This is a genomic window from Roseibium sp. AWQ4_254 (genome assembly GCF_056161025.1).
In genome coordinates this window covers 229,179-247,642 of sequence record NZ_JBSWYH010000001.1, presented here as the reverse complement: position 1 = coordinate 247,642, position 18,464 = coordinate 229,179, and the positions used below count along the sequence as shown (strand labels likewise).

At 59.9% G+C, this 18,464-nt stretch carries 18 protein-coding genes; 16 read left to right on the top strand and 2 right to left on the bottom strand.

Annotation, left to right across the window (positions count from 1 at the left end; all coding sequences use genetic code 11):
* Positions 1–55: 55 nt before the first annotated feature.
* Positions 56–781, bottom strand: a complete 726-nt coding sequence (locus ACXAIC_RS01110; RefSeq protein WP_475172687.1) for a DeoR/GlpR family DNA-binding transcription regulator — start codon at positions 779–781, stop codon at positions 56–58.
* Positions 782–844: 63 nt separating this feature from the next.
* Between ACXAIC_RS01110 and ACXAIC_RS01105 the strand changes: the two genes are divergently transcribed.
* From ACXAIC_RS01105 to ACXAIC_RS01075, 7 genes are all read left to right on the top strand, one after another.
* Positions 845–1,480: a TIGR00725 family protein gene (locus ACXAIC_RS01105; RefSeq protein ID WP_475172685.1), complete on the top strand. Its 636-nt coding sequence runs from the start codon at positions 845–847 to the stop codon at positions 1,478–1,480.
* 55 nt (positions 1,481–1,535) lie between these two features.
* Positions 1,536–2,633 carry an ABC transporter ATP-binding protein gene (locus ACXAIC_RS01100; protein WP_475172683.1) on the top strand — a complete coding sequence of 366 codons (1,098 nt, stop codon included), beginning with the start codon at positions 1,536–1,538 and terminating at the stop codon, positions 2,631–2,633.
* Positions 2,630–3,556 carry a carbohydrate ABC transporter permease gene (locus tag ACXAIC_RS01095; protein WP_475172681.1) on the top strand — a complete coding sequence of 309 codons (927 nt, stop codon included), beginning with the start codon at positions 2,630–2,632 and terminating at the stop codon, positions 3,554–3,556. The genes ACXAIC_RS01100 and ACXAIC_RS01095 overlap by 4 nt, the downstream gene beginning before the upstream one ends.
* Complete coding sequence (locus tag ACXAIC_RS01090; protein WP_475172679.1) at positions 3,553–4,383, top strand: carbohydrate ABC transporter permease; 831 nt, start codon at positions 3,553–3,555, stop codon at positions 4,381–4,383. The genes ACXAIC_RS01095 and ACXAIC_RS01090 overlap by 4 nt, the downstream gene beginning before the upstream one ends.
* Before the next feature lie 70 nt (positions 4,384–4,453).
* Positions 4,454–5,704, top strand: a complete 1,251-nt coding sequence (locus ACXAIC_RS01085) for an extracellular solute-binding protein (RefSeq protein WP_475172676.1) — start codon at positions 4,454–4,456, stop codon at positions 5,702–5,704.
* A gap of 483 nt (positions 5,705–6,187) precedes the next feature.
* Positions 6,188–6,574 carry a helix-turn-helix domain-containing protein gene (locus ACXAIC_RS01080; protein ID WP_475172674.1) on the top strand — a complete coding sequence of 129 codons (387 nt, stop codon included), beginning with the start codon at positions 6,188–6,190 and terminating at the stop codon, positions 6,572–6,574.
* 64 nt (positions 6,575–6,638) lie between these two features.
* Positions 6,639–6,902, top strand: a complete 264-nt coding sequence (locus ACXAIC_RS01075; protein WP_475172672.1) for a hypothetical protein — start codon at positions 6,639–6,641, stop codon at positions 6,900–6,902.
* A gap of 395 nt (positions 6,903–7,297) precedes the next feature.
* Here ACXAIC_RS01075 and ACXAIC_RS01070 read toward each other — a convergent pair whose 3' ends face one another.
* Complete coding sequence (locus ACXAIC_RS01070) at positions 7,298–8,056, bottom strand: hypothetical protein (protein WP_475172670.1); 759 nt, start codon at positions 8,054–8,056, stop codon at positions 7,298–7,300.
* Positions 8,057–8,387: 331 nt separating this feature from the next.
* Here ACXAIC_RS01070 and ACXAIC_RS01065 point away from each other — a divergent pair, with 331 nt between their 5' ends.
* The 9 genes from ACXAIC_RS01065 (at position 8,388) to ACXAIC_RS01025 (ending at position 18,449) form a co-directional block, all read left to right on the top strand.
* Complete coding sequence (locus tag ACXAIC_RS01065; protein ID WP_475172668.1) at positions 8,388–9,044, top strand: helix-turn-helix domain-containing protein; 657 nt, start codon at positions 8,388–8,390, stop codon at positions 9,042–9,044.
* Between the two features lie 15 nt (positions 9,045–9,059).
* Positions 9,060–10,619, top strand: coding sequence for an ABC transporter substrate-binding protein (locus tag ACXAIC_RS01060; protein WP_475172666.1), 1,560 nt, complete (start codon positions 9,060–9,062; stop codon positions 10,617–10,619).
* Between the two features lie 81 nt (positions 10,620–10,700).
* On the top strand, positions 10,701–11,729 hold the full coding sequence (locus ACXAIC_RS01055) for an ABC transporter permease (protein ID WP_475172665.1): 1,029 nt from the start codon (positions 10,701–10,703) through the stop codon (positions 11,727–11,729).
* Positions 11,726–12,562: an ABC transporter permease gene (locus tag ACXAIC_RS01050; RefSeq protein ID WP_475172664.1), complete on the top strand. Its 837-nt coding sequence runs from the start codon at positions 11,726–11,728 to the stop codon at positions 12,560–12,562. Before ACXAIC_RS01055 ends, ACXAIC_RS01050 begins: the two co-directional genes overlap by 4 nt.
* Positions 12,559–13,431, top strand: a complete 873-nt coding sequence (locus ACXAIC_RS01045; RefSeq protein ID WP_475172663.1) for an ABC transporter ATP-binding protein — start codon at positions 12,559–12,561, stop codon at positions 13,429–13,431. Before ACXAIC_RS01050 ends, ACXAIC_RS01045 begins: the two co-directional genes overlap by 4 nt.
* Positions 13,428–14,228 carry an ABC transporter ATP-binding protein gene (locus ACXAIC_RS01040; RefSeq protein ID WP_475172661.1) on the top strand — a complete coding sequence of 267 codons (801 nt, stop codon included), beginning with the start codon at positions 13,428–13,430 and terminating at the stop codon, positions 14,226–14,228. The genes ACXAIC_RS01045 and ACXAIC_RS01040 overlap by 4 nt, the downstream gene beginning before the upstream one ends.
* A complete protein-coding gene (locus ACXAIC_RS01035) occupies positions 14,225–14,716 on the top strand; it encodes a GAF domain-containing protein (RefSeq protein ID WP_475172660.1) in 492 nt (163 codons plus the stop codon). The genes ACXAIC_RS01040 and ACXAIC_RS01035 overlap by 4 nt, the downstream gene beginning before the upstream one ends.
* Positions 14,713–16,791 (top strand): hydantoinase/oxoprolinase family protein, encoded by a 2,079-nt coding sequence (locus tag ACXAIC_RS01030; protein ID WP_475172659.1) that lies wholly within the window; start codon positions 14,713–14,715, stop codon positions 16,789–16,791. Before ACXAIC_RS01035 ends, ACXAIC_RS01030 begins: the two co-directional genes overlap by 4 nt.
* Positions 16,788–18,449: a hydantoinase B/oxoprolinase family protein gene (locus tag ACXAIC_RS01025; protein ID WP_475172657.1), complete on the top strand. Its 1,662-nt coding sequence runs from the start codon at positions 16,788–16,790 to the stop codon at positions 18,447–18,449. Before ACXAIC_RS01030 ends, ACXAIC_RS01025 begins: the two co-directional genes overlap by 4 nt.
* Positions 18,450–18,464: the final 15 nt, after the last annotated feature.

The window sequence follows — 18,464 nt, the reverse complement described above, 5'->3', positions numbered from 1 at the left end:
AGGACCAGGGCGTTCAAAGGCCAAACAGGCCGGAGCCGGGGTGAGTGTGCAGATGTCACGCCTCGCCGGTGACAACCTTTGCAAACGCGTCAAGACTGGCTAGGGTCGACAGCGCCGTGCGCCCGAATTTGGACGGAGTCGCCAGTAGCATGGAGCAATTGGCAGCGGCCATTGCCGCCTTTTTGACCGCGATTTTCGACAGGTCAAAATCCATCACCCGGTCCCGTGCATCAATCGCAGAACAGGCGATCAGCGCATAGTCTAGCGTCAGTCCGTTCAACAGAAGAACAATATCCTCTCCCACGAGAGAACCATCCTTCCCAGCCATACGCCCGCCCAGAACCGTCACATCATGCCGCTTGGGGTCAAAGCTCAGGGCCGCCCGGATGCTGTTGGTGAAGACCTTCAGGCCGCTGCCGCCATTCAGCTGACGGGCCGTATATTCAATGGTCGTGCCCACATCGAGATAAAGGCTGGCTCCATCCGGGATCAAGCCGCTGGCCTGGCGGGCCACCGCCAGCTTTGCCTCCACCCCCATCCGTTCCTTGTGGCCATGATCCAGCCGGATCGTCTCCAGTTCCCCGATCGCCCCTGCCCCACCATGGAAGCGTTGCAAACGGCCGGCCTCGGCCAAAGCGATAATGTCCCGCCGCACGGTTTGGGCCGACATCCCGAACTCCTCGGCCAGTTTCTCGATGGTGACAAAGCCCTGCTGCTCGGTCAGGGCAATGATCCGGTTCTGCCGTTCACTGAAGGCCGGGGTCGGTAGCAGTCGGTTCATGAAACTGTCAGCTTCCTATGCAAAGTTTGTAAACTATCTTACAGAATTTTGCGAAAGTCGCCAATGGGCCAGAAACAGTATTTTTTCCACCAGGGCACACTTTACGACGCTCACGCCAGGCTGGACCCCTGGTCGTGGACCTGGAAGGCCGCCCCCCGGCCGGCTGAAGCCAGTGAGGTGACAGCCCTTGAGGCCCTCACCCGTCTAAATGGGGCTGGCGGGGCCAGACGCCTGCCCGTCGGACTGATCGGTCCCCGCGAGGCAACGGACGGCCAGCTGGCGGCGGCAGAGACCATTGGCGCCAAGCTCGGGGCGCTCGGCCTGACCATGATGTGCGGTGGAAAAACTGGAGTCATGCAGGCTGCAGCCAAAGGATGTCTGGAGGCTGGCGGCCTGACAGTTGGGATGGTCCCCGACCATGACTGGCGCATGGCCAATCCCTATATCAGCCTGCCGATTGCCACCGGTCTCAATGAAGCCCGCAACATGATCATTGCCAAATCCTGCGAAGTTCTGATTGCCGTCGGCGGGTCCTACGGCACCTTGAGCGAGATAGCCTACGGTCTGCACTTTTCCAAACCCGTAATCGGTTTACTCGGAGCCCCCCATGCGGACGGACTGGAGTTGGCACAGTCACCTGAAGATGCTGTCAACAGGTTGGCCACACATCTTCTGGCGCGCGCCAAACTGTCATCATAACTACATGCCATGCGTATTAATGTAAGATATCTTACATTAACTGGCGCCCTTGAACATGACCTTACAGACCGTACTGGAATTGCAGGACGTCACCAGACGCTTCGGCCCTGCAACGGTTCTCAACGGCATTCATGTGTGCATTGCCGAGGGCAGCTTTACAGCGCTTTTAGGCGCATCCGGGTGCGGCAAGTCCACTACATTGCGGATCATGGCGGGCCTTGACCGGCCCACACATGGTCAGGTGCTGCTGAACGGAACCGATGTCGGTCACCGTACGGCCTATGAGCGTAACATTGCCATGGTGTTCCAGTCTTACGCGCTCTATCCGCATCTAACGGTGTTTCAGAACATTGCCCTGCCGCTCACCATGCGCCATCTGGGACCTTTCAGCCGTCTGCCCGGCTTGGGCCGTCTGGTCCCGGGCAGCGGCTCAGCCCGGGAACTGATCCGGAAGAAGGTTCTGGAAACGGCAGAGAGCCTGGACCTGACCCCCTTTCTGACCAGAAAACCTGGTAGTCTTTCCGGCGGTCAGAAACAGCGCGTCGCCCTTGGACGTGCCCTTGTGCGCGATCCGGCCCTTTTTCTTCTGGACGAACCTCTCTCAAACCTTGATGCCAGACTGCGGGTGCGTATGCGCGCCGAACTCTCCAGTCTGCACCGGCGCACCGGCCGTCCCTTCGTTTACGTCACCCATGATCAGGCCGAAGCAATGGCCATGGCCGACCGGATCATCGTTATGATCAAGGGAGAGGTAGCCCAGTCCGGCACCCCAAGAGAGCTTTACAACCGCCCGGCCAGCCCGGAGGTTGCGGCCTTTATCGGCGCCAACTCCATCAATTTTCTCGAACCCGGAGACGGTCTGCCGCCGGACGTTGCAAAGACGGCTCCGGCGCTGTTCGGCATTCGCCCGGAACATCTCGCCCCGGCTGCAGATGGTGCGTTGACAGCCCGCCTCCACGGGGCGGAGTTTTTGGGGTCCGAAACCATCCTTGCCCTGCGCACAGTCAAAGGCACAGCACTTCAGGCAATCGCTCCAGGAGATTTTCAGGTCCCTGCACCGGGCAGCGAGATCCGCCTTGGCGTTGCCGCACACCGGCTGCACCTGTTCGACCCGCACTCAGGCAAGCGCCTGGAAGAGCAGGCCGCGCCATGACCAGCCGGTTTCCTGCTCCGTCCTCTTCTCTGTCCATCCGCCTACGTGAGGCCCTGACAACTGCCTGGCTGGTCGGTCCGGCGGCCTTTGCCTTGCTGGTCTTCATCTTCGTACCCGTTGCGATTGTCGCACTCCTGTCCTTTACAGACTACCAGTTCGGCGCCTCGCATTTTGCCTGGATCGGGCTGGACAATTACCAGAACCTGTTCGGGTCACCCCTCGGACGGCGCGCGATCGTCAACACACTGATTTATGCAGCCATCGTTATTCCCGGAGCTCTGGCACTCGGCCTTCTGGTGGCCCTTGGCTTGCACCGGATGACGGACTGGGCTCCTTCACTCTCCACGGTGCTGCGCTCCGTCTATTTCCTGCCCGTAGCAGCAACCCTGGTGGCCATGTCGGTTGCCTGGCAAATGGTCTTGCACCCTTCGCTCGGCGTGGTCAATCAGACCCTTGCCGCTCTGGGCGAAGCGCCGCAGAACTGGCTCAGCGACCGGGGGCTCGTGATCTACACCCTTGCCGTGATCGGCATCTGGCAGACCGTCGGCTACAATATGGTCCTGTTTCTGGCAGGCCTCGCCGCCATCCCGCCAGAGCTGTATGACGCGGCTGAAGTCGACGGGGCCGGCAGTGGCTGGCCGCGCTTTTGGACCATCACATGGCCAATGCTCGGTCCAACGACGCTGTTTGTTCTGGTTGTCACGGCCACAAATGCCTTCCGTGTGTTTGAAACCGTGGCCACCCTGACAAAGGGCGGCCCGGCCTTTGCCTCCGACACACTGGTCTATGCGCTCTACCGGGAAGGATTTGTTTATTTCAAAGCGGGCTACGCAAGCGCCATCACCGTGGTGTTCTTTGCCCTTTTGCTGACCTTGACGCTGATACAGCTCCGTCTCGTGGAACGGAGGGTCCATTACCGTTGACCCTCCAACTCGTGTTTGCAAGAGCCCTGTCGCTCGCCCTTTTGCTCATCGGCGCGGCTTTTATCCTGCTGCCGTTTTTCTGGATGCTGTCTCTGGCCCTCAAACCCCCGGATGAGATTTTCACGACCTCCTTTCAGCTCCTCCCCAGCCATATTGAATGGGGCAATTTCACCAAGGCGCTGACCGAAACCAATGTGCCGCGCTATCTCCTGAACGGGGTCATCGTTGTGTGCGGCATTCTGGTGTTCCAAATCCTGTTTGCTGTCCCTTGCGCCTATGCCCTTGCCCAGCGCAGCTTTACGGGCCGGACCGTGCTCTTTTCCCTGGTCCTCACAGCCTTGCTGGTGCCGTTTCATGTCACCGCCATTCCCATTTTTCTGGGCTTTGCCAAACTCGGCCTTCTAAACTCCTACTGGGCTCTGATCCTGCCTTTCGTGCCAACGGCCTTCGGCATTTTCCTGTTCCGCCAGTTTCTTGCCCAGGTGCCAGCGGAGCTGTTCGATGCAGCCCGGGTCGACGGGCTGAGCGAAACCGCGATTGTCTGGCGGATCGCCTTTCCCCTTGCCCTGCCCGCTGCAACCGCCTTCGCGATCTTTTCCGTCACCGCCCACTGGAATGATCTGTTCTGGCCGCTGATCGCCACCACCGATCCGGATCTGGCGACACCGCCGCGCGGCATTCTTTATTTTCGCGACGAGGAGTCGGGAAACGACGTCGGTCCGCTCATGGCTGCCGCCACCTTGATTACTGCACCGCTGGTGCTCGCGTTCCTCGCCGCCCAGCGTCAATTCACCCGGGGCCTCGCAACTGGAGGCCTGAAGGGATGAGCCGAATAATGCATGCCGACAAGTCCGGAGCCAACCGGGCCCTCTCTCATCCACCCAGGAGGCTTTCCTCATGAAGACCTTGTTTATTGCAGCAGCGTTCAGCCTGGCCGCAACAGCCGCCAGCGCCGAACAGACAGAACTCCGTGTCCACTACGCCATCCCGACCATCTGGGCCGAAACCCAGGACAAGCTGGCCGCCGCTTTCATGGAAAAGCATCCGGACATCAAGATCACTTTGGACGGACCGGCGGAAAGCTATGCTGACGGAGTGCAGCGTCTGCTGCGTGAAGCCGTTGCCGGCAACACTCCCGACGTAGCTTATGTTGGCCTCAATCGCTGGCGCATTCTGGAAGACCGGGGCCTGATCCATCCGCTCGACAGCTTCATCGGTGGCAAGGCCAACGAGATGGGCTACACACCGGCTCTTTTGTCCCTCGGCTCTTATAAAGGCGCTCAATACGCTCTTGGCACTTCCACCTCCACCATGGTCATGTATGTCAATCCGTCCCTGGTTGAACAGGCTGGCGGTTCCATGGACAATTTCCCGACCACCTTTGACGGTGTGATCGAGCTGGCGGCCAAAATCGATGCCCTGAGCGACACGATCGATGGTATCTGGATCGGCCGTCACGACTGGCGCTACCAGTCTCTGCTCGGCTCCTATGGCGGCCGGCCGATGAATGCGGACGAAACCGACATTACCTTCGACAGCAAGGAAGGCATCGCCGCAGCCAATCTCTACCAGCGCTTCGCAAAGGAAGCGGGCATGAAGTCCTATGGCCAGAACGAGGCCCGCCAGGCGCTTCCAGCCGGTACACTTGGCATCATGTTCGAAAGCTCTTCCCTGCAGAAGCGGTTTGAAGATGGCGCCGGTGATGCCTTTGACCTCACCGTCAAGCCTACGCCGGTTGCTGCTGCCGACAAGGAGAAGGTCTATTTCCCGACCGGCGGTTCGGCCATCGTGCTTCTGACTGATGATGCCACCAAACAGAAAGCGGCCTGGGACTACATCTCCTTTGTCACCGGTCCGGAAGGCCAGAAGATCATCGTGGAAAACACCGGCTATGCTCCGGCCAATGCCAAGGTCATTGAGGACAAGGCTTATCTCGGCGCATTTTATCAAAACAACCCGAACGCCCTCATCGCCCATACCCAGGTCGCCAACTATGCGGGCCCCTGGTACGCTTATCCAGGCGCCGAAGGGGTTGCCGTGACAGACCTGATCGCAGCTGCTCTGGTGGAAATCACCGAAGGTGCGGATACGCAGACAACCGTCAAAAATCTTGCCGAAACCTTGCGTCTTCAACTTGGCATGAAATAAGGGGCCCGTCCTCTGACAGAAAATCGGAACACCCCCGGCAACCGGGGGTGCTTGTTTCTCTCGCCGCAGCGCGGTCATTCTTGCGGAAGGAATGTTTAATCCAGAGCGGAATACCAACCTCAACAAACAAGAACTTATTCGATGAGTTTTTCAGTTTCTCCGGCAAGGAAAGGCATTCAGGTCGGCCTGGTTGGCCGGGCCAGAGGCGTGACACAGCCCGGCGGGTCTGAAAAAGCCACCGAAGGCCGCGACATGAGAGCGTTCCGCCGTGTCGCGCGACTTGGACGATGCCCCACATCGCCCTGTGGCAGGCTCCTTGCTGAACGCTCTCATGTCACGGTCGAATAGGCTCATATTTATTGCGGGTGGTATAATTCCGGCCTGCACCTGGACCAATTCATCTGCCGTAACGGTTGCAATGACCTGCCAGGAAGCGTAAATTTCGTTAGCAGATTGGCAAGAGATCCTTACGGGACATGCAACATGCAGGCAAACGTGGGCGAGCCCCGATTCAACGTTACCAGCTGGGCCAATGACGCCATCGAAGCCAGTGGCCTGAAAAACAGGGAGATCGCCGATCTCCTGAGCCTGACGCCTGCGTCCGTGTCCCGGATCCGGAAGGGCAAACAGGCCCTCAGCGCCGAGCATATGCTGCTTCTGTCACAGGAACTGAGAGCGCCCCTGCCCGGCGGCGGCTCCCCTGAAGCCCCCGGCCACCGACAAAGCCTGGACAAGGAGCTTTATCTGAAAGCCCTTGAAAGCGTTGTGGAACAAAACAGCCGCAGACCCATAGACAAGCAGATGAACCAGTTCGAACTCCTGGACAGCGTCTTCTTTGTTTACGAAGCGCTGGTGAAACTACAGAAGTAATCCCGAGGCCGCGTGTTGTAGGCACTGCGCCGGTTCCCTGGAGAAAAAGCGAGACCCAAGACGCATGAGCGAACAGGACTTTACCAAAGAACAGCTGGCATTTCTGGAGCTGTTTGAAATCGCGGCGCGATATGACTGCCTCTATCTGCTCGATTTTCATTGTTTCAACATGTTCAACCATGAACAGACCAGCTTGTTGAGCGACGCGGAACGGGCTGAACTTGCCGTTGCGGCACGAACAGATATATTTGCTGAAGCAATCCAGCGTGGCTTCCAGCCGAACCCGGAACCGTTTGGACAGATTGATGAGCAAACCTACCTTTGTTGAGCCGCTCCCCCTTTCCAATGTGGAAAACGGGCTGGCTGGGGAACGGGCCCAGTTCCTGCTTGACACCTGGAAGGAAAACAGCGGGATCATGATCCGCGACAGCCGCATGACCAAGCTCAGCCCGTGGCTGCTTCTGACCCTGCCCACGGCCGAGCCGGGGGAAGTTCCGAAAATCACCTTTGCCGGTAACCGCACCACCTTTCGGCGGTTCTTCCCCGAGGCCCTGGACCCGGAGACCCCGAAACCGGCCACCAGCTTTCTGCCCAAAGCCTATCGTGCGGGCGTTGCGACAGCCTATCACACCGCCTTTTCCGGCACGCCCTGGCTTGATATACAACGCACGGGCGACCGGCTGGGACCGGCCGTCCCCGACATGACGCTGCAGCGCCTTCTGGTCAAGTTTGAGACTCGGGCCGGGATCGCCCGGATTTTCTGCCTGATGGAGCTATTGGAAGTCCACGAGCAACGCGATCTATCAGATCGCACACGTCATCCACGCTATTGCCTGCAAAAATCAAGTTGGCATCCAGCGTATCAGGCATTGGCTCGGCCCATGTCAGCGCATGGTGGCAGCATCTTGTAAAGCCGCATTCGCGCCAGAAGCCATCCAGGAAGTTGTGACCCTGGATCCAGCCGTAGTAATAGCCCGCCCCCCATTCATCGAGCGCCTCAATCTGGGCCAGCTGGTTCAACAGTCCGCCCAGACCGTGCCTCCGCCAATAGGGCGCGACAAAGGTTCCGCCCAGATAGACCACATCTCCGGTGATCCGCCGTCCGACCCGGGGCTGTTCGGGCGTTAGATGAACCTGTCCGCCCTCCACATTCGGATAACAGCGGTGGAAATATTTGCGCCAGAAATCCGTTAAGGTCATGGGATATTGCATCTGGTCAAACCTGGCACAGACCCGGCCAACCATCTGCCCTTCCCGGTCACTCAAGATCAGCCAGAAGGCTTGTGAAGGTGTGTAGGTGTTGAGGGTTGGCGTGAAATGCCCCTCAAGAGGCGGTGCCTCACTGGCTTCGGCCAAAGCCTCGACCACATCAAAGTCGGAGCCCCGCTGCAGCGTAAGCCCCAGATCCTGAAACTGCCGGTCAATGACGCCCCAGGCCCGCTTGACCTGTGCCTTATCCAGCTCGAAATCCAGTCTCTGCATGGACCACCCTGTTTATTGACGTCTGATTGCACCAGCCGCAACATCTCGTTACGCATCACTCAACAACTTATAGGAGTGGATAAGTTGTACGATCCGTTGGAAACTCTACCAGAGTCAGCCCCGCAAAAGGGGCCGTGCAACCGACGTTAAACAGGATTTTTTTGCTGCGTCTCAAGCCGCCCGACCCAATTCCCCCGAGATGAGGCACTGCGTATTCCCGCTGCGAAGGGTCAACAGCGTGCAAACCAGTGATGTTCGAGTGCGCTCCGAATTTTTTTAGCCAGACTAAAATAGATTGACGCCGCCTGATCAGTATGATTGTTTTTTAGCCATGCTAAAAAAAACACCTGACAGCTCCATTTCAGACGCGGAACAGCTTGGCAGTGCCCTGCGCAAGCAGCGCAAGGCGCTCAAGCTGACCATGCAGAGCGTTGCCGAGCGCGCAGGGCTCTCCGTCGGCTTTATCAGTCAGGTGGAGCGCGGCCTGTCCGCTCCCTCCCTGTCCTCGCTTGTTTCGATCGCCGAGGTGCTGGACCTGCCGCTTGGACGCTTCCTGAGCGCGCCGGACCAGTCCATGAACGAGGCCCATCTCACCCGCCAGGATACCCGGAAGCGATTCGCGGTGCCCGGCGCCGTCCAAAAATATGAACGCCTGTCCTCCGCCTTTGCAGGAAGTGTTCTGCATTCGGTGATCGTGCATGAGGAGCCCGGCTACAGATCCGAGCCGATCAGCCATGCGGGGGAAGAGATGTTCTTCATTCTGGAAGGCGAACTGACGGTGGAGATCGATGGCATCCGTGACGTTCTCAAAGCAGGAGACTCCGTACATTTCGATTCCCGCAAGACCCATTCAAGCTGGAACCACACCGCCGCCTTCACCCGCATGCTGTGGTGCGGAACCATGGACGTCTTCGGCGGTGACCATCCGTCACCAACCCATAAAACAAGCAACAAAAACGTCAGTAAAAATACAATCCCAGAGGGGTAAGTCATGAAAGCTGGAATGAAAACAGTGGCTGCCGCGCTGCTCGCGATGTCAGCCTTTAATACGCAGACCTTTGCCGAAACCGTATTGCGGCTCGACGAAGTGGCTGTGGGCGAACTCGACCCCGCCAAAGCCTCCGACTATGCCGACAGCATTTTGATGTTCAACGTTTATGATACGCTGGTTTTGCCTAGACAGGGCGGACCGGGACAGGTGCCTCATCTGGCGAAAAGCTGGGAGACCGACGGGACGACCTACACCTTCTCCCTGCGCGATGACGTTGTCTTCCAGAGTGGCAACAAACTGACCGCTGAAGACGTTGTCTATTCCCTCAAGCGCATGCAGGCACTTGGTCAGGGCCTTTCCTATCTCTTTCAGGATGTGAGCGCAGAGGCGGCCGATCCCCTGACCGTGAAATTCACCCTGGCCAAACCATATGCGCCGTTCCTGGCGTCGCTGGTGCGCCTGCCTATCATCGACAAGGCGCTGGTAGAAGCGAACAAGGGCGATGACGAATGGGGCGAAAGCTACCTGTCTGCCCACGGAGCAGGATCCGGCGCCTACAGCGTGACGGCGCACAATCCGCAGGAAGAAACCGTCATGGCAAAGAATGGCGGCTATTTCCTTGGCATTCAGGAGGCTGCCCCTGATACGGTGCGCCTGCGCTATGGTTTGGAAGCAGCCACGGTCCGCACCCTGATGTCCCGGGGTGAACATGACATTGCCTCCCAATGGCTGCCGCCGGAAGTGATCAAGTCCCTGGCCAAGGAAGGGGCCCAGCTTCTGACTGAAAGCGGCTCCGGCGGGTTCTACATCAAGATGAACACCACCAAGGCGCCACTTGATGACGTGAATTGCCGCCGCGCAATTTCCAGCGCGTTCGATTATGCCACCGCCATCAAGATGATCGCCATCACCGACAAGGTCTCCGCCGGATCGCCTGCGACCGGGGCCATTCCTGTCGGCATGTATGGCGCAAACCCGAAAGACGCGATCCTCAAGCAGGACATGGCCAAGGCCAAGGACTACCTGGCCGCCTGCCAATACGATCCCTCCGGCATCGATATCGAGGTGAGCTGGATTGCTGAAGTTCCGCTGGAAGAGCGTTTTGCCCTGTTGCTCCAGTCCAATCTGCAGCAGCTTGGGGTGAAATCCCATATCAAGAAGCTGCCTTGGGCCCTGTTTGCCGAACAGGTCTCGAAGCCGGAAAACACGCTCCATATCAGCCAGTTGTTTGTCAATGCCGTCACCGGCGATCCGGACACGCTGCTCTACGGTATGTATTATTCAGCCAATGCGGGCACCTGGCAGTCCCCGGAATATCTGAAGGACAAAGAGGTCGACACCGACCTTGATGAAGGCCGGACAGTAACGTCCGACGCGGCCCGCAGCGAAGCCTATTCCAAGCTGAATACGCGGCTTTTGGACCTTGCCCCGACCATCTACGGCTTTGACCGGCAGTCGGTCTTTGCCGCCTCCAACCGGGTGAAAGTTCCGGCTCTGTCCGACCCCTCCAAGGCCTTCGGTCTGGATGGCATGGGCTTTTCCTTCCGCCTGATGGAAATGACCGGCGAATAAACCTGTCTCACGCAGCACCGGCACCGGGTGGAGACGCCCGGTGCCCTGTCCAGCATCACCCCGGATCCGGCAAGACCATCCATGTCTCCCATTCTCAGCCTTCTGCTCAAGCGGCTCGGCATCTCCCTGATCGTTCTGCTGGGGGTTTCCGTACTGATTTTCTGCATTGCCCGGGTCATCCCCGGCGATCCGGCCCGCATTGCCCTTGGACCGAACGCAACAGATGAGCAGATCGGCAAATTGCGCGCAGAGCTTCATCTTGATGAACCGCTTGTGGTGCAATATGGCTATTTCCTGCGCGATATAAGCCAGGGCGACCTGGGCATCTCGCTTTATACCAACCGGCCCGTAACCCGAGACATTGCCGAGTTCCTGCCCGCAACCCTGGAACTGGTGATCGTTGCCGGCATCGTGATGGTGGCCTGCGGTCTGCCGCTCGGCATCCTGTCGGCCCGGTTCCGCGACCGCTGGCCCGATCACGCCATCAGGCTTCTGGCGCTGCTCACCGTCTCGGCTCCCAGCTTCGTCTGGGCCGTGATCCTCATGCTGCTCTTTGCCTATTATCTACCGCTCTTCCCGATTGCCGGACAGATGTCCGACAGCATCACCATTGAACCGGTCACCGGGTTTCTTCTGGTGGATACGCTGTTGCGCGGCGACCTGACTGCCTTTGCCGATGCGCTCTGGCACATTGTCCTGCCTGCGATTGCACTGGCCCTGTCCGGCATCGGTCAGGCCGCCCGGCTGACACGGGCCAACATGGTGGAAACCTACCACAAACCCTATATCGAGATGGCTCAGGCCTATGGGTTTTTCCCTTCCCGGATCGCCAATCACTACGCCTTCAAACCCTCACTGATCCCTTCTCTGACCATTATCGGCCTGGATCTGGCAGCGATGCTGGGGAATGCCTTCCTGGTGGAAGCGGTCTTCGCCTGGCCAGGCCTGTCGCGCTATGGCGTTGCCGTCATCCTGCGCAAGGACCTGAATGCCATTATGGGCACGGTCCTGATCATCGCTCTCACCTTCCTGATTGTGAACATCATTGTGGACCTGTTGATCGCCTTTTTGAACCCGCGTATCCGCCACTCCACGAGGGCCGGCTCATGACGCGCAGCCTCCGTATTCTGGCCGCCAGTCCCCTGTCCCTGTTCGGGTTGGGCGTGGTGACCGCCATTGTTGTGGCCGCCCTGTTCGCGCCGCTTCTGGCCCCATTTCCGGACCATAACGGCGCCGTGGTGGATTTTGCCTATGCCAATCAGGCTCCGACCGCCCGCAACTGGATGGGCACGGACCTGGTCGGCCGGGATCTCTTCAGCCGCATTCTGTATGCCTACCGGATCTCTCTGGGCCTCGGCCTTGTGGTTCTGGCCATCGCAACCCCCATCGGCACCATCATTGGCCTGACCGCTGGGTATTTCGGCGGGCTCACCGGAGCTGTCCTGATGCGGCTAACCGATGTTTTCCTGTCGATCCCCCCGCTCGTTCTGGCCATTGCCATGATGGGCGTTCTTGAGCCGACCCTCACCAATGCCATGCTGGCAGTCACGGTCATGTGGTGGCCCTGGTATGCGCGGCTCGTCTACAACATCGCCCGCTCAGAGCGCGAAGAAGGCTATGTTCTGGCCGCCGAAGTGATCGGCGCCTCACCGGTGCACATCACCTTCCGTGAAATCCTGCCCAATTGTCTGCCGGCAGTCATCACCAAGATGACCCTCGACATGGGCTTCGTGATCATCATTGCCTCCTCCCTGTCCTTCCTGGGCCTGGGCGTCCAGCCGCCAACCCCGGATCTGGGCTCCATGGTGGCCGAAGGCGCCCGCTACCTGCCCGACAGCTGGTGGCTGACCGTCTTTCCAGGCCTGGCCATCCTACTGGCCGTTTTCGGCTTCAACCTTTTGGGCGACGGACTGCGCTCGGTGCTGGGAGTGGATGAGCAGTGACCCCTCTTTTGAACATCGACAACCTCAAGCTCTCTTTCAAATCCCATCGCGGTCTGACCGAGGTGCTGCACGGTATTGACCTTGCGATCCACAAGGGCGAACGGGTGGCCCTTGTCGGCGAGAGCGGCTCGGGCAAATCGGTCACCGCCCGTATCATTCTCGGCCTGATTCAGGAACTGCGCAGCGCCCGGCTCAGCGGAACGGTACAGTTCGACGGCCGCGACAGCCTGCACATGCCGCGCAAGGAGCGGCAGGCCCTGCGCGGCACCGACATCTCCATGATCTTTCAGGACCCGACCTCGTCCCTCAATCCGGTGTTCCCGATAGGCAGCCAGTTTACCGACGTCCTGAGACGGCGCACGCCGAACCTGCCAAAACGGGAGGCGCTGGACACCGCCTCCCAGTGGCTGGACCTCGTGGCCATCAGCGATCCGGCCCGGGTTCTGAACAGCTATTCCTTTCAGCTGTCGGGCGGCATGAACCAGCGGGTGATGATTGCCATGGCGCTGGCCAACCGCCCCAAGCTGCTGCTGGCCGATGAACCAGGCACCGCACTCGACGTGACGGTTCAGGCCCAAACCCTGAAACTCATGAAAACCCTTGTCGACGACGCCGGAACATCGGTCCTGTTCATTTCCCACAATCTGGGCGTAGTACGGGAATTTGCCGACCGGATCTATGTGATCTATCGCGGCCGGATCGTGGAGGACGGCCCTGCCGCCGCCCTGTTCGAAGACCCGCGCCATCCCTACACAAAGGCGCTGCTGGCAGCCGTGCCGCGCATCACCGGCGGAGGCCTGCCCGACATTGCCGAGGTTGACCGCGCCTTTCTGGATGCGCCGGTGCATCACGGAGGCTCTGACACATGACAGCGCTCTTGTCCCTCAAGGCCCTTTCCAAGGTCTTTCACGGCCCCGCTGGCAACGTTCACGCGGTCCGGGGCCTGAACCTGGATGTGCAGCCCGGCGAATGCCTGGCGGTGGTCGGGGAAAGCGGCTCCGGCAAAACAACCCTGGCCAATATGATCCTGGGCATTCTTGCCCCGACCAGCGGTGAAATCACCCTGTCCGGCGCCCCGCTCCACTCCCGGCGGAGCAAGGCGGAGCGCCGGGCCATCCAGCTGGTCCAGCAGAACCCGCTGTCGGCGCTTAATCCCAAACGCAGTGTCGGCGCGTCGATCCGCCTGGGGCTGGATGTCTATGGCATCGGTGCACCGTCCGAGCGCTGGTCCCTTGTCGAAACCGCCCTTCGGGAGGTCGGTCTGGAGCCGGAAATGCGTCACCGGCCCCCATCGGCCCTGTCCGGTGGACAGCGCCAGCGGGTCGGCATTGCCCGCGCCCTGGCCTGCCAGTCGCAACTGATCGTCCTGGATGAGCCGACCTCGGCGCTGGATGTGCTGGTCCAGGCCCGCGTCCTGCATCTGTTGAACGATCTACGCCAAAGCAAAGGGCTGACCTACATCTTCATCACCCATGATCTGGCGGTCGTGCGCAACGTTGCCGACCGCGTGGCGGTTTTCAAGGCCGGAGAGCTGGTGGAACTGGCCCCGGTCCGGCAGATCTTCGAACACCCTGAACATTCCTATACCCGCACCCTGATCGGGGCCGTGCCTGTGGTTGATCCAGAGGAACTGGCGTTGCGGGACAAACTCACGGAGACCGCATGAGCCCTTTGCTGGAGGCCGTTGCCGCAGGCACAGGCCAGCCTGAAACCGCCTATAATGCGCTCGCGCAGCTGGTCGCAGAGACCCTGGATACCCGGCTGATCACCTTCATGGAGATCAACTGGCCCCGTCAGGTGGCCCGCCGCAGCTTCACCAACATGCCCGAGGCCTACCCTGTCAGCGGTGAGAAACCCCTCCATCAGGACAGCTGGAGCAAAACGGTGCTGGAGCGGCGGGAATTCTTCGTCGCCAACACAATCAATGAGATCACCGAGGTCTTTTCCGACCACGCGCTGATCCAGTCCCTTGGCTGCGAAAGCTGCCTGAACATCCCGGTCACCATCGGTGGCAAGGTGCGTGCAACGCTCAACTGCCTCGACAAGGCAGGCCATTTTGACCCGCCACGGATCGAAAGGGCCCGCTCTCTCATTGCCCCCGGCACACTAGTCTTTGCCGCCGCCGGCTATCTTCAAGCGGAGCATTGCTCATGACACACACAACACGCCGTGTTGCGACCGACGTCGGCGGCACCTTCACGGATCTCGTTGCCTTTGAGAAAAACGCGGAAACCGGGGCAATCCGGATCGTGACCGCGAAATCCGATACCACGCCGCCAGATTTTGAAAACGGCGTGCTGAACGTCCTGGAAAAGGGCGGCATTCCGCCTGCAGAAGTGGACTTCATGGCCCATGGCACCACAGTTGTCATCAACGCCCTGACCGAGCGCAAGGGCGTAAAGGTCGGTCTGATCACCACGGAAGGCTTCCGGGACACTTTGGAGATCGCCCGCGGCAACCGGCCTGACTTCTTCAATCTGCACTACACCAAACCAGCGCCTTTTGTGCCGCGCCATTTGCGCGCCGAGCTTCCCGGCCGGATGAGTTACAAGGGTAAGGAGCTCAAACCGCTCGATCTGAGCGGCCTTGCCAGAATTCTGGAGACGTTCAAGGCCGAAGGCGTAGCCGCAGTGGCGGTCAGCCTGCTGCATGCCTATGCCAACACGGCCCATGAAGCAGCTCTTCTGGCTGCAATCCGCTCTCTCTGGCCGGAGGTGTCTGCCGTGGCCTCCCACCAGATCACCCGGGAATGGCGGGAATACGAGCGCTCCAACACCGCTGTCCTGTCCGCCTATGTCCAGCCAGTGGCCGCCCGCTATCTCGGCAAGCTGGATGCGGGATTGAAAAGCAAAGGCCTCCGGCAGAGCCCCTATATCATGCAGTCCAATTGCGGGGTCGACAGCCTGGAGGCGACCTCTGCCGTCCCGATCAACATGGTGGAAAGCGGCCCGGCCTCCGGCTTCTGGGGCGCAGCGGAACTTGGCAAGCTGATCGGGGAACCCAACATCCTGGCCCTTGATATCGGCGGGACCACGGCCAAATGCTCGCTGATTGAAAATGGCGAAGTCCGGATCATGACCGATTACTGGATCGAGCGCAGCCGGAGCTCAGCCGGCTACCCGATCATGGTGCCCGTGGTCGATCTGGTGGAGATCGGCAATGGCGGCGGGTCCATTGCCTGGGTGGATGATTTCGGCAAATTGCATGTGGGGCCCCAGTCTGCAGGCGCCCTGCCCGGCCCGGCCGCCTATGGAAAGGGCGGCGAGAAAGCCACCACCACGGACGCCAATCTCTGGCTTGGACGCATCAACAAGGACTATTTCTGCGGCGGTACGGTCACGGCCGATATGGCCGCCGCGGGAGAAGCCCTCAAGGAGGTTGGCGACGGGCTTGGTATCAGTGCCGATGAGGCGGCCAAGGGCATTATCCGCATCGCCAACAACAATATGGTCAATGCGCTGAAGCTGGTCAGCCTCAACCGGGGGCATGATACGCGCGACTTCACGCTGCTGGCGTTTGGCGGCGGCGGGGCCATGCATGCGGTTGCCCTTGGGCAGGAACTCCAGGTGCGCAAGGTGGTCGTCCCGGCCGCCGCCTCCGTCTTTTCCGCCTGGGGCATGATGATGTCTGACCTGCGGCGGGACTATTTTGTCACCCAGCTTGCGGATCTGGCCGATGGCAGCGCCAGCCTGATTGAAGCGGTTTTCGCAGAGGCAGAAAACACCGCCCGCAGCACCTTTGAAGCCGAAGGGATTGAGCCTGAAAAACTATCCTTCCTGCGCTATGGCAAATTCCGCTACCAGAACCAGGAACACACAACGGAAGTGCCCTTGACCGGGCAGGTCACCGATGCCGCACTGGCCAGAATCGCGGAGGATTTCCACGTCTTTTACGAAAAGGAATACACCTACCGGCTGGACGCCCCGGTCGAAATGGTCGGTATTCATCTGGTCGCCCGGGCGGAAATCGGCAAGCTGGAAATGGAACCGGCGGAGCTCGGGCCGGAAGACGCTTCCGCTGCACTCAAAGGCGAGCGCATGGTCGACTACGCTTTGGAAGGCCGCCACGAAGCGCAGATCTATGACGGGGACAAACTCCTGCCCGGCATGGCGTTTCAGGGGCCGGCCATCATTGAAGATCCCGGAACAACCATCGTCATTCACCCGGGCAACCGGGTCACTCTGGACGCTTACCGCAACATTCACATCGAGCTGGGAGACCCGTCATGAGCGCGCAGGACCCCATCACACTGGAAATCATCCAGAATTCCCTTCAGGCCGCAGCGGACGAAATGTTCGCCGCCATGCGCAAGACGGCCATGAGCTCGATCATCTACGAAGTGCTTGATATGGGCACGGGTGTCTGTGACGCAGAAGGCCGGATCGTGGCCTCCGGCGCAGGCATTCCCCATTTCGTCGGGGTTCTGGACAAGGCGGTAACCTATCTGATCGGCAAGTTTGGTGACGATGTCGCCCCGGGCGACGTCTTTGTAACCAACGATCCCTATCATGGCGGTGTCACTCACCTGAACGATCTGGTTCTGGCCATGCCCATCTTTGTGGATGGCCGCCTGATCGCCTGGACCGCGAATATCGCCCATAATTCCGATGTGGGCGGCATGGCCCCCGGGTCGCTGACCGGAAAGGCGACGGAGATCTTTCAGGAAGGCCTGCGCCTTCCGGCCATCAAGCTGATCAAGGCAGGGGAAACCGATCAGTCGGTGATGGATATCCTTTTATGCAACAGCCGGATGCCCGACTTTCTGAATGGAGATGTCTGGGCAGCCATTGCCTCTGTCCGGGTCGGCGCCCGCCGTCTGGAGGCGCTGGCCGAAAAATATGGCGCGGATGTCTTTTGCGATGCGGTCGGAAACTTTCTGGACCTTGGTGAAAAAACGACCCTTGCCGAATTGAAACGGCTGCCCAAAGGCACGTTTGAATTGACGGAGGAACAGGATGACGGGCGGTTTTTCAACGTCAAGATCACCATTTCCGACACGGCCTTCATTGTCGACCTGCGCGACAATCCCGACCAGGCCGACAATCCCACCAATACCAGCCGCGATGAAGCGGTGACCTCGGTCCAGACCGTGTTCAAATCGATGATCTCGTCCGAGACCCCAGCCAATGACGGTTGCTACCGGCCCTTGCAAGTGCTGACCCGGCCGGGTTCCGTGTTCCATGCCGAGGCGCCCGCCCCGGTCGGCTTCTATTACGAGATCGGCATCCGTGTGTCCGATCTCGTCTGGCGCTGCCTTGCCCCGCATATGCCGGACCGGCTGCCAGCCGGGCACTTTTCCTCCATTTGCGGCACATTCATCGGCGGCATTCACCCGGACACTGGCCGACAATATACCATTATTGAACCCCAGATTGGCGGCTGGGGCGGCAGTCCGGAAAAAGACGGCAATACCTGTGTTTTTTCCTCCTCCCATGGGGAGACGTTCAACACCCCGGCGGAAATCTCAGAGGCCCGCAACGGGCTTCTGATCGACCGGATGGAGCTGAACACCGCCCCCGGCGGTGAAGGCGCCTTCACCGGCGGCCGGGGCCTGCTGCTGGAATACCGCATCCGTACCCACAAAGGTTTTGTCACGGCCGGATACACCCGCTCGAAGATCAAGCCCTGGGGCCTTGCGGGCGGCCAGGAAGGATCCGGCAATTATGTGGAGGTGATCAAGGGCGGGGAAACCACGCGTTATGCCTTCGTCTCTGAGCTGCCTCTGACAACCGATGACGTGGTCCGGGTCGTCACTTCCAGCGGCGCGGGCTATGGCGACCCAAAGACCCGTAATCCTGAAAAAGTGCGCCTGGATGTGAAAAACGGCTTGCTTGACGGAGCGGCCGCTGAAGCGGTCTACGGCGTCACGGCCGCTGAAAAGACCTGAGGCCACCAAGCGCGG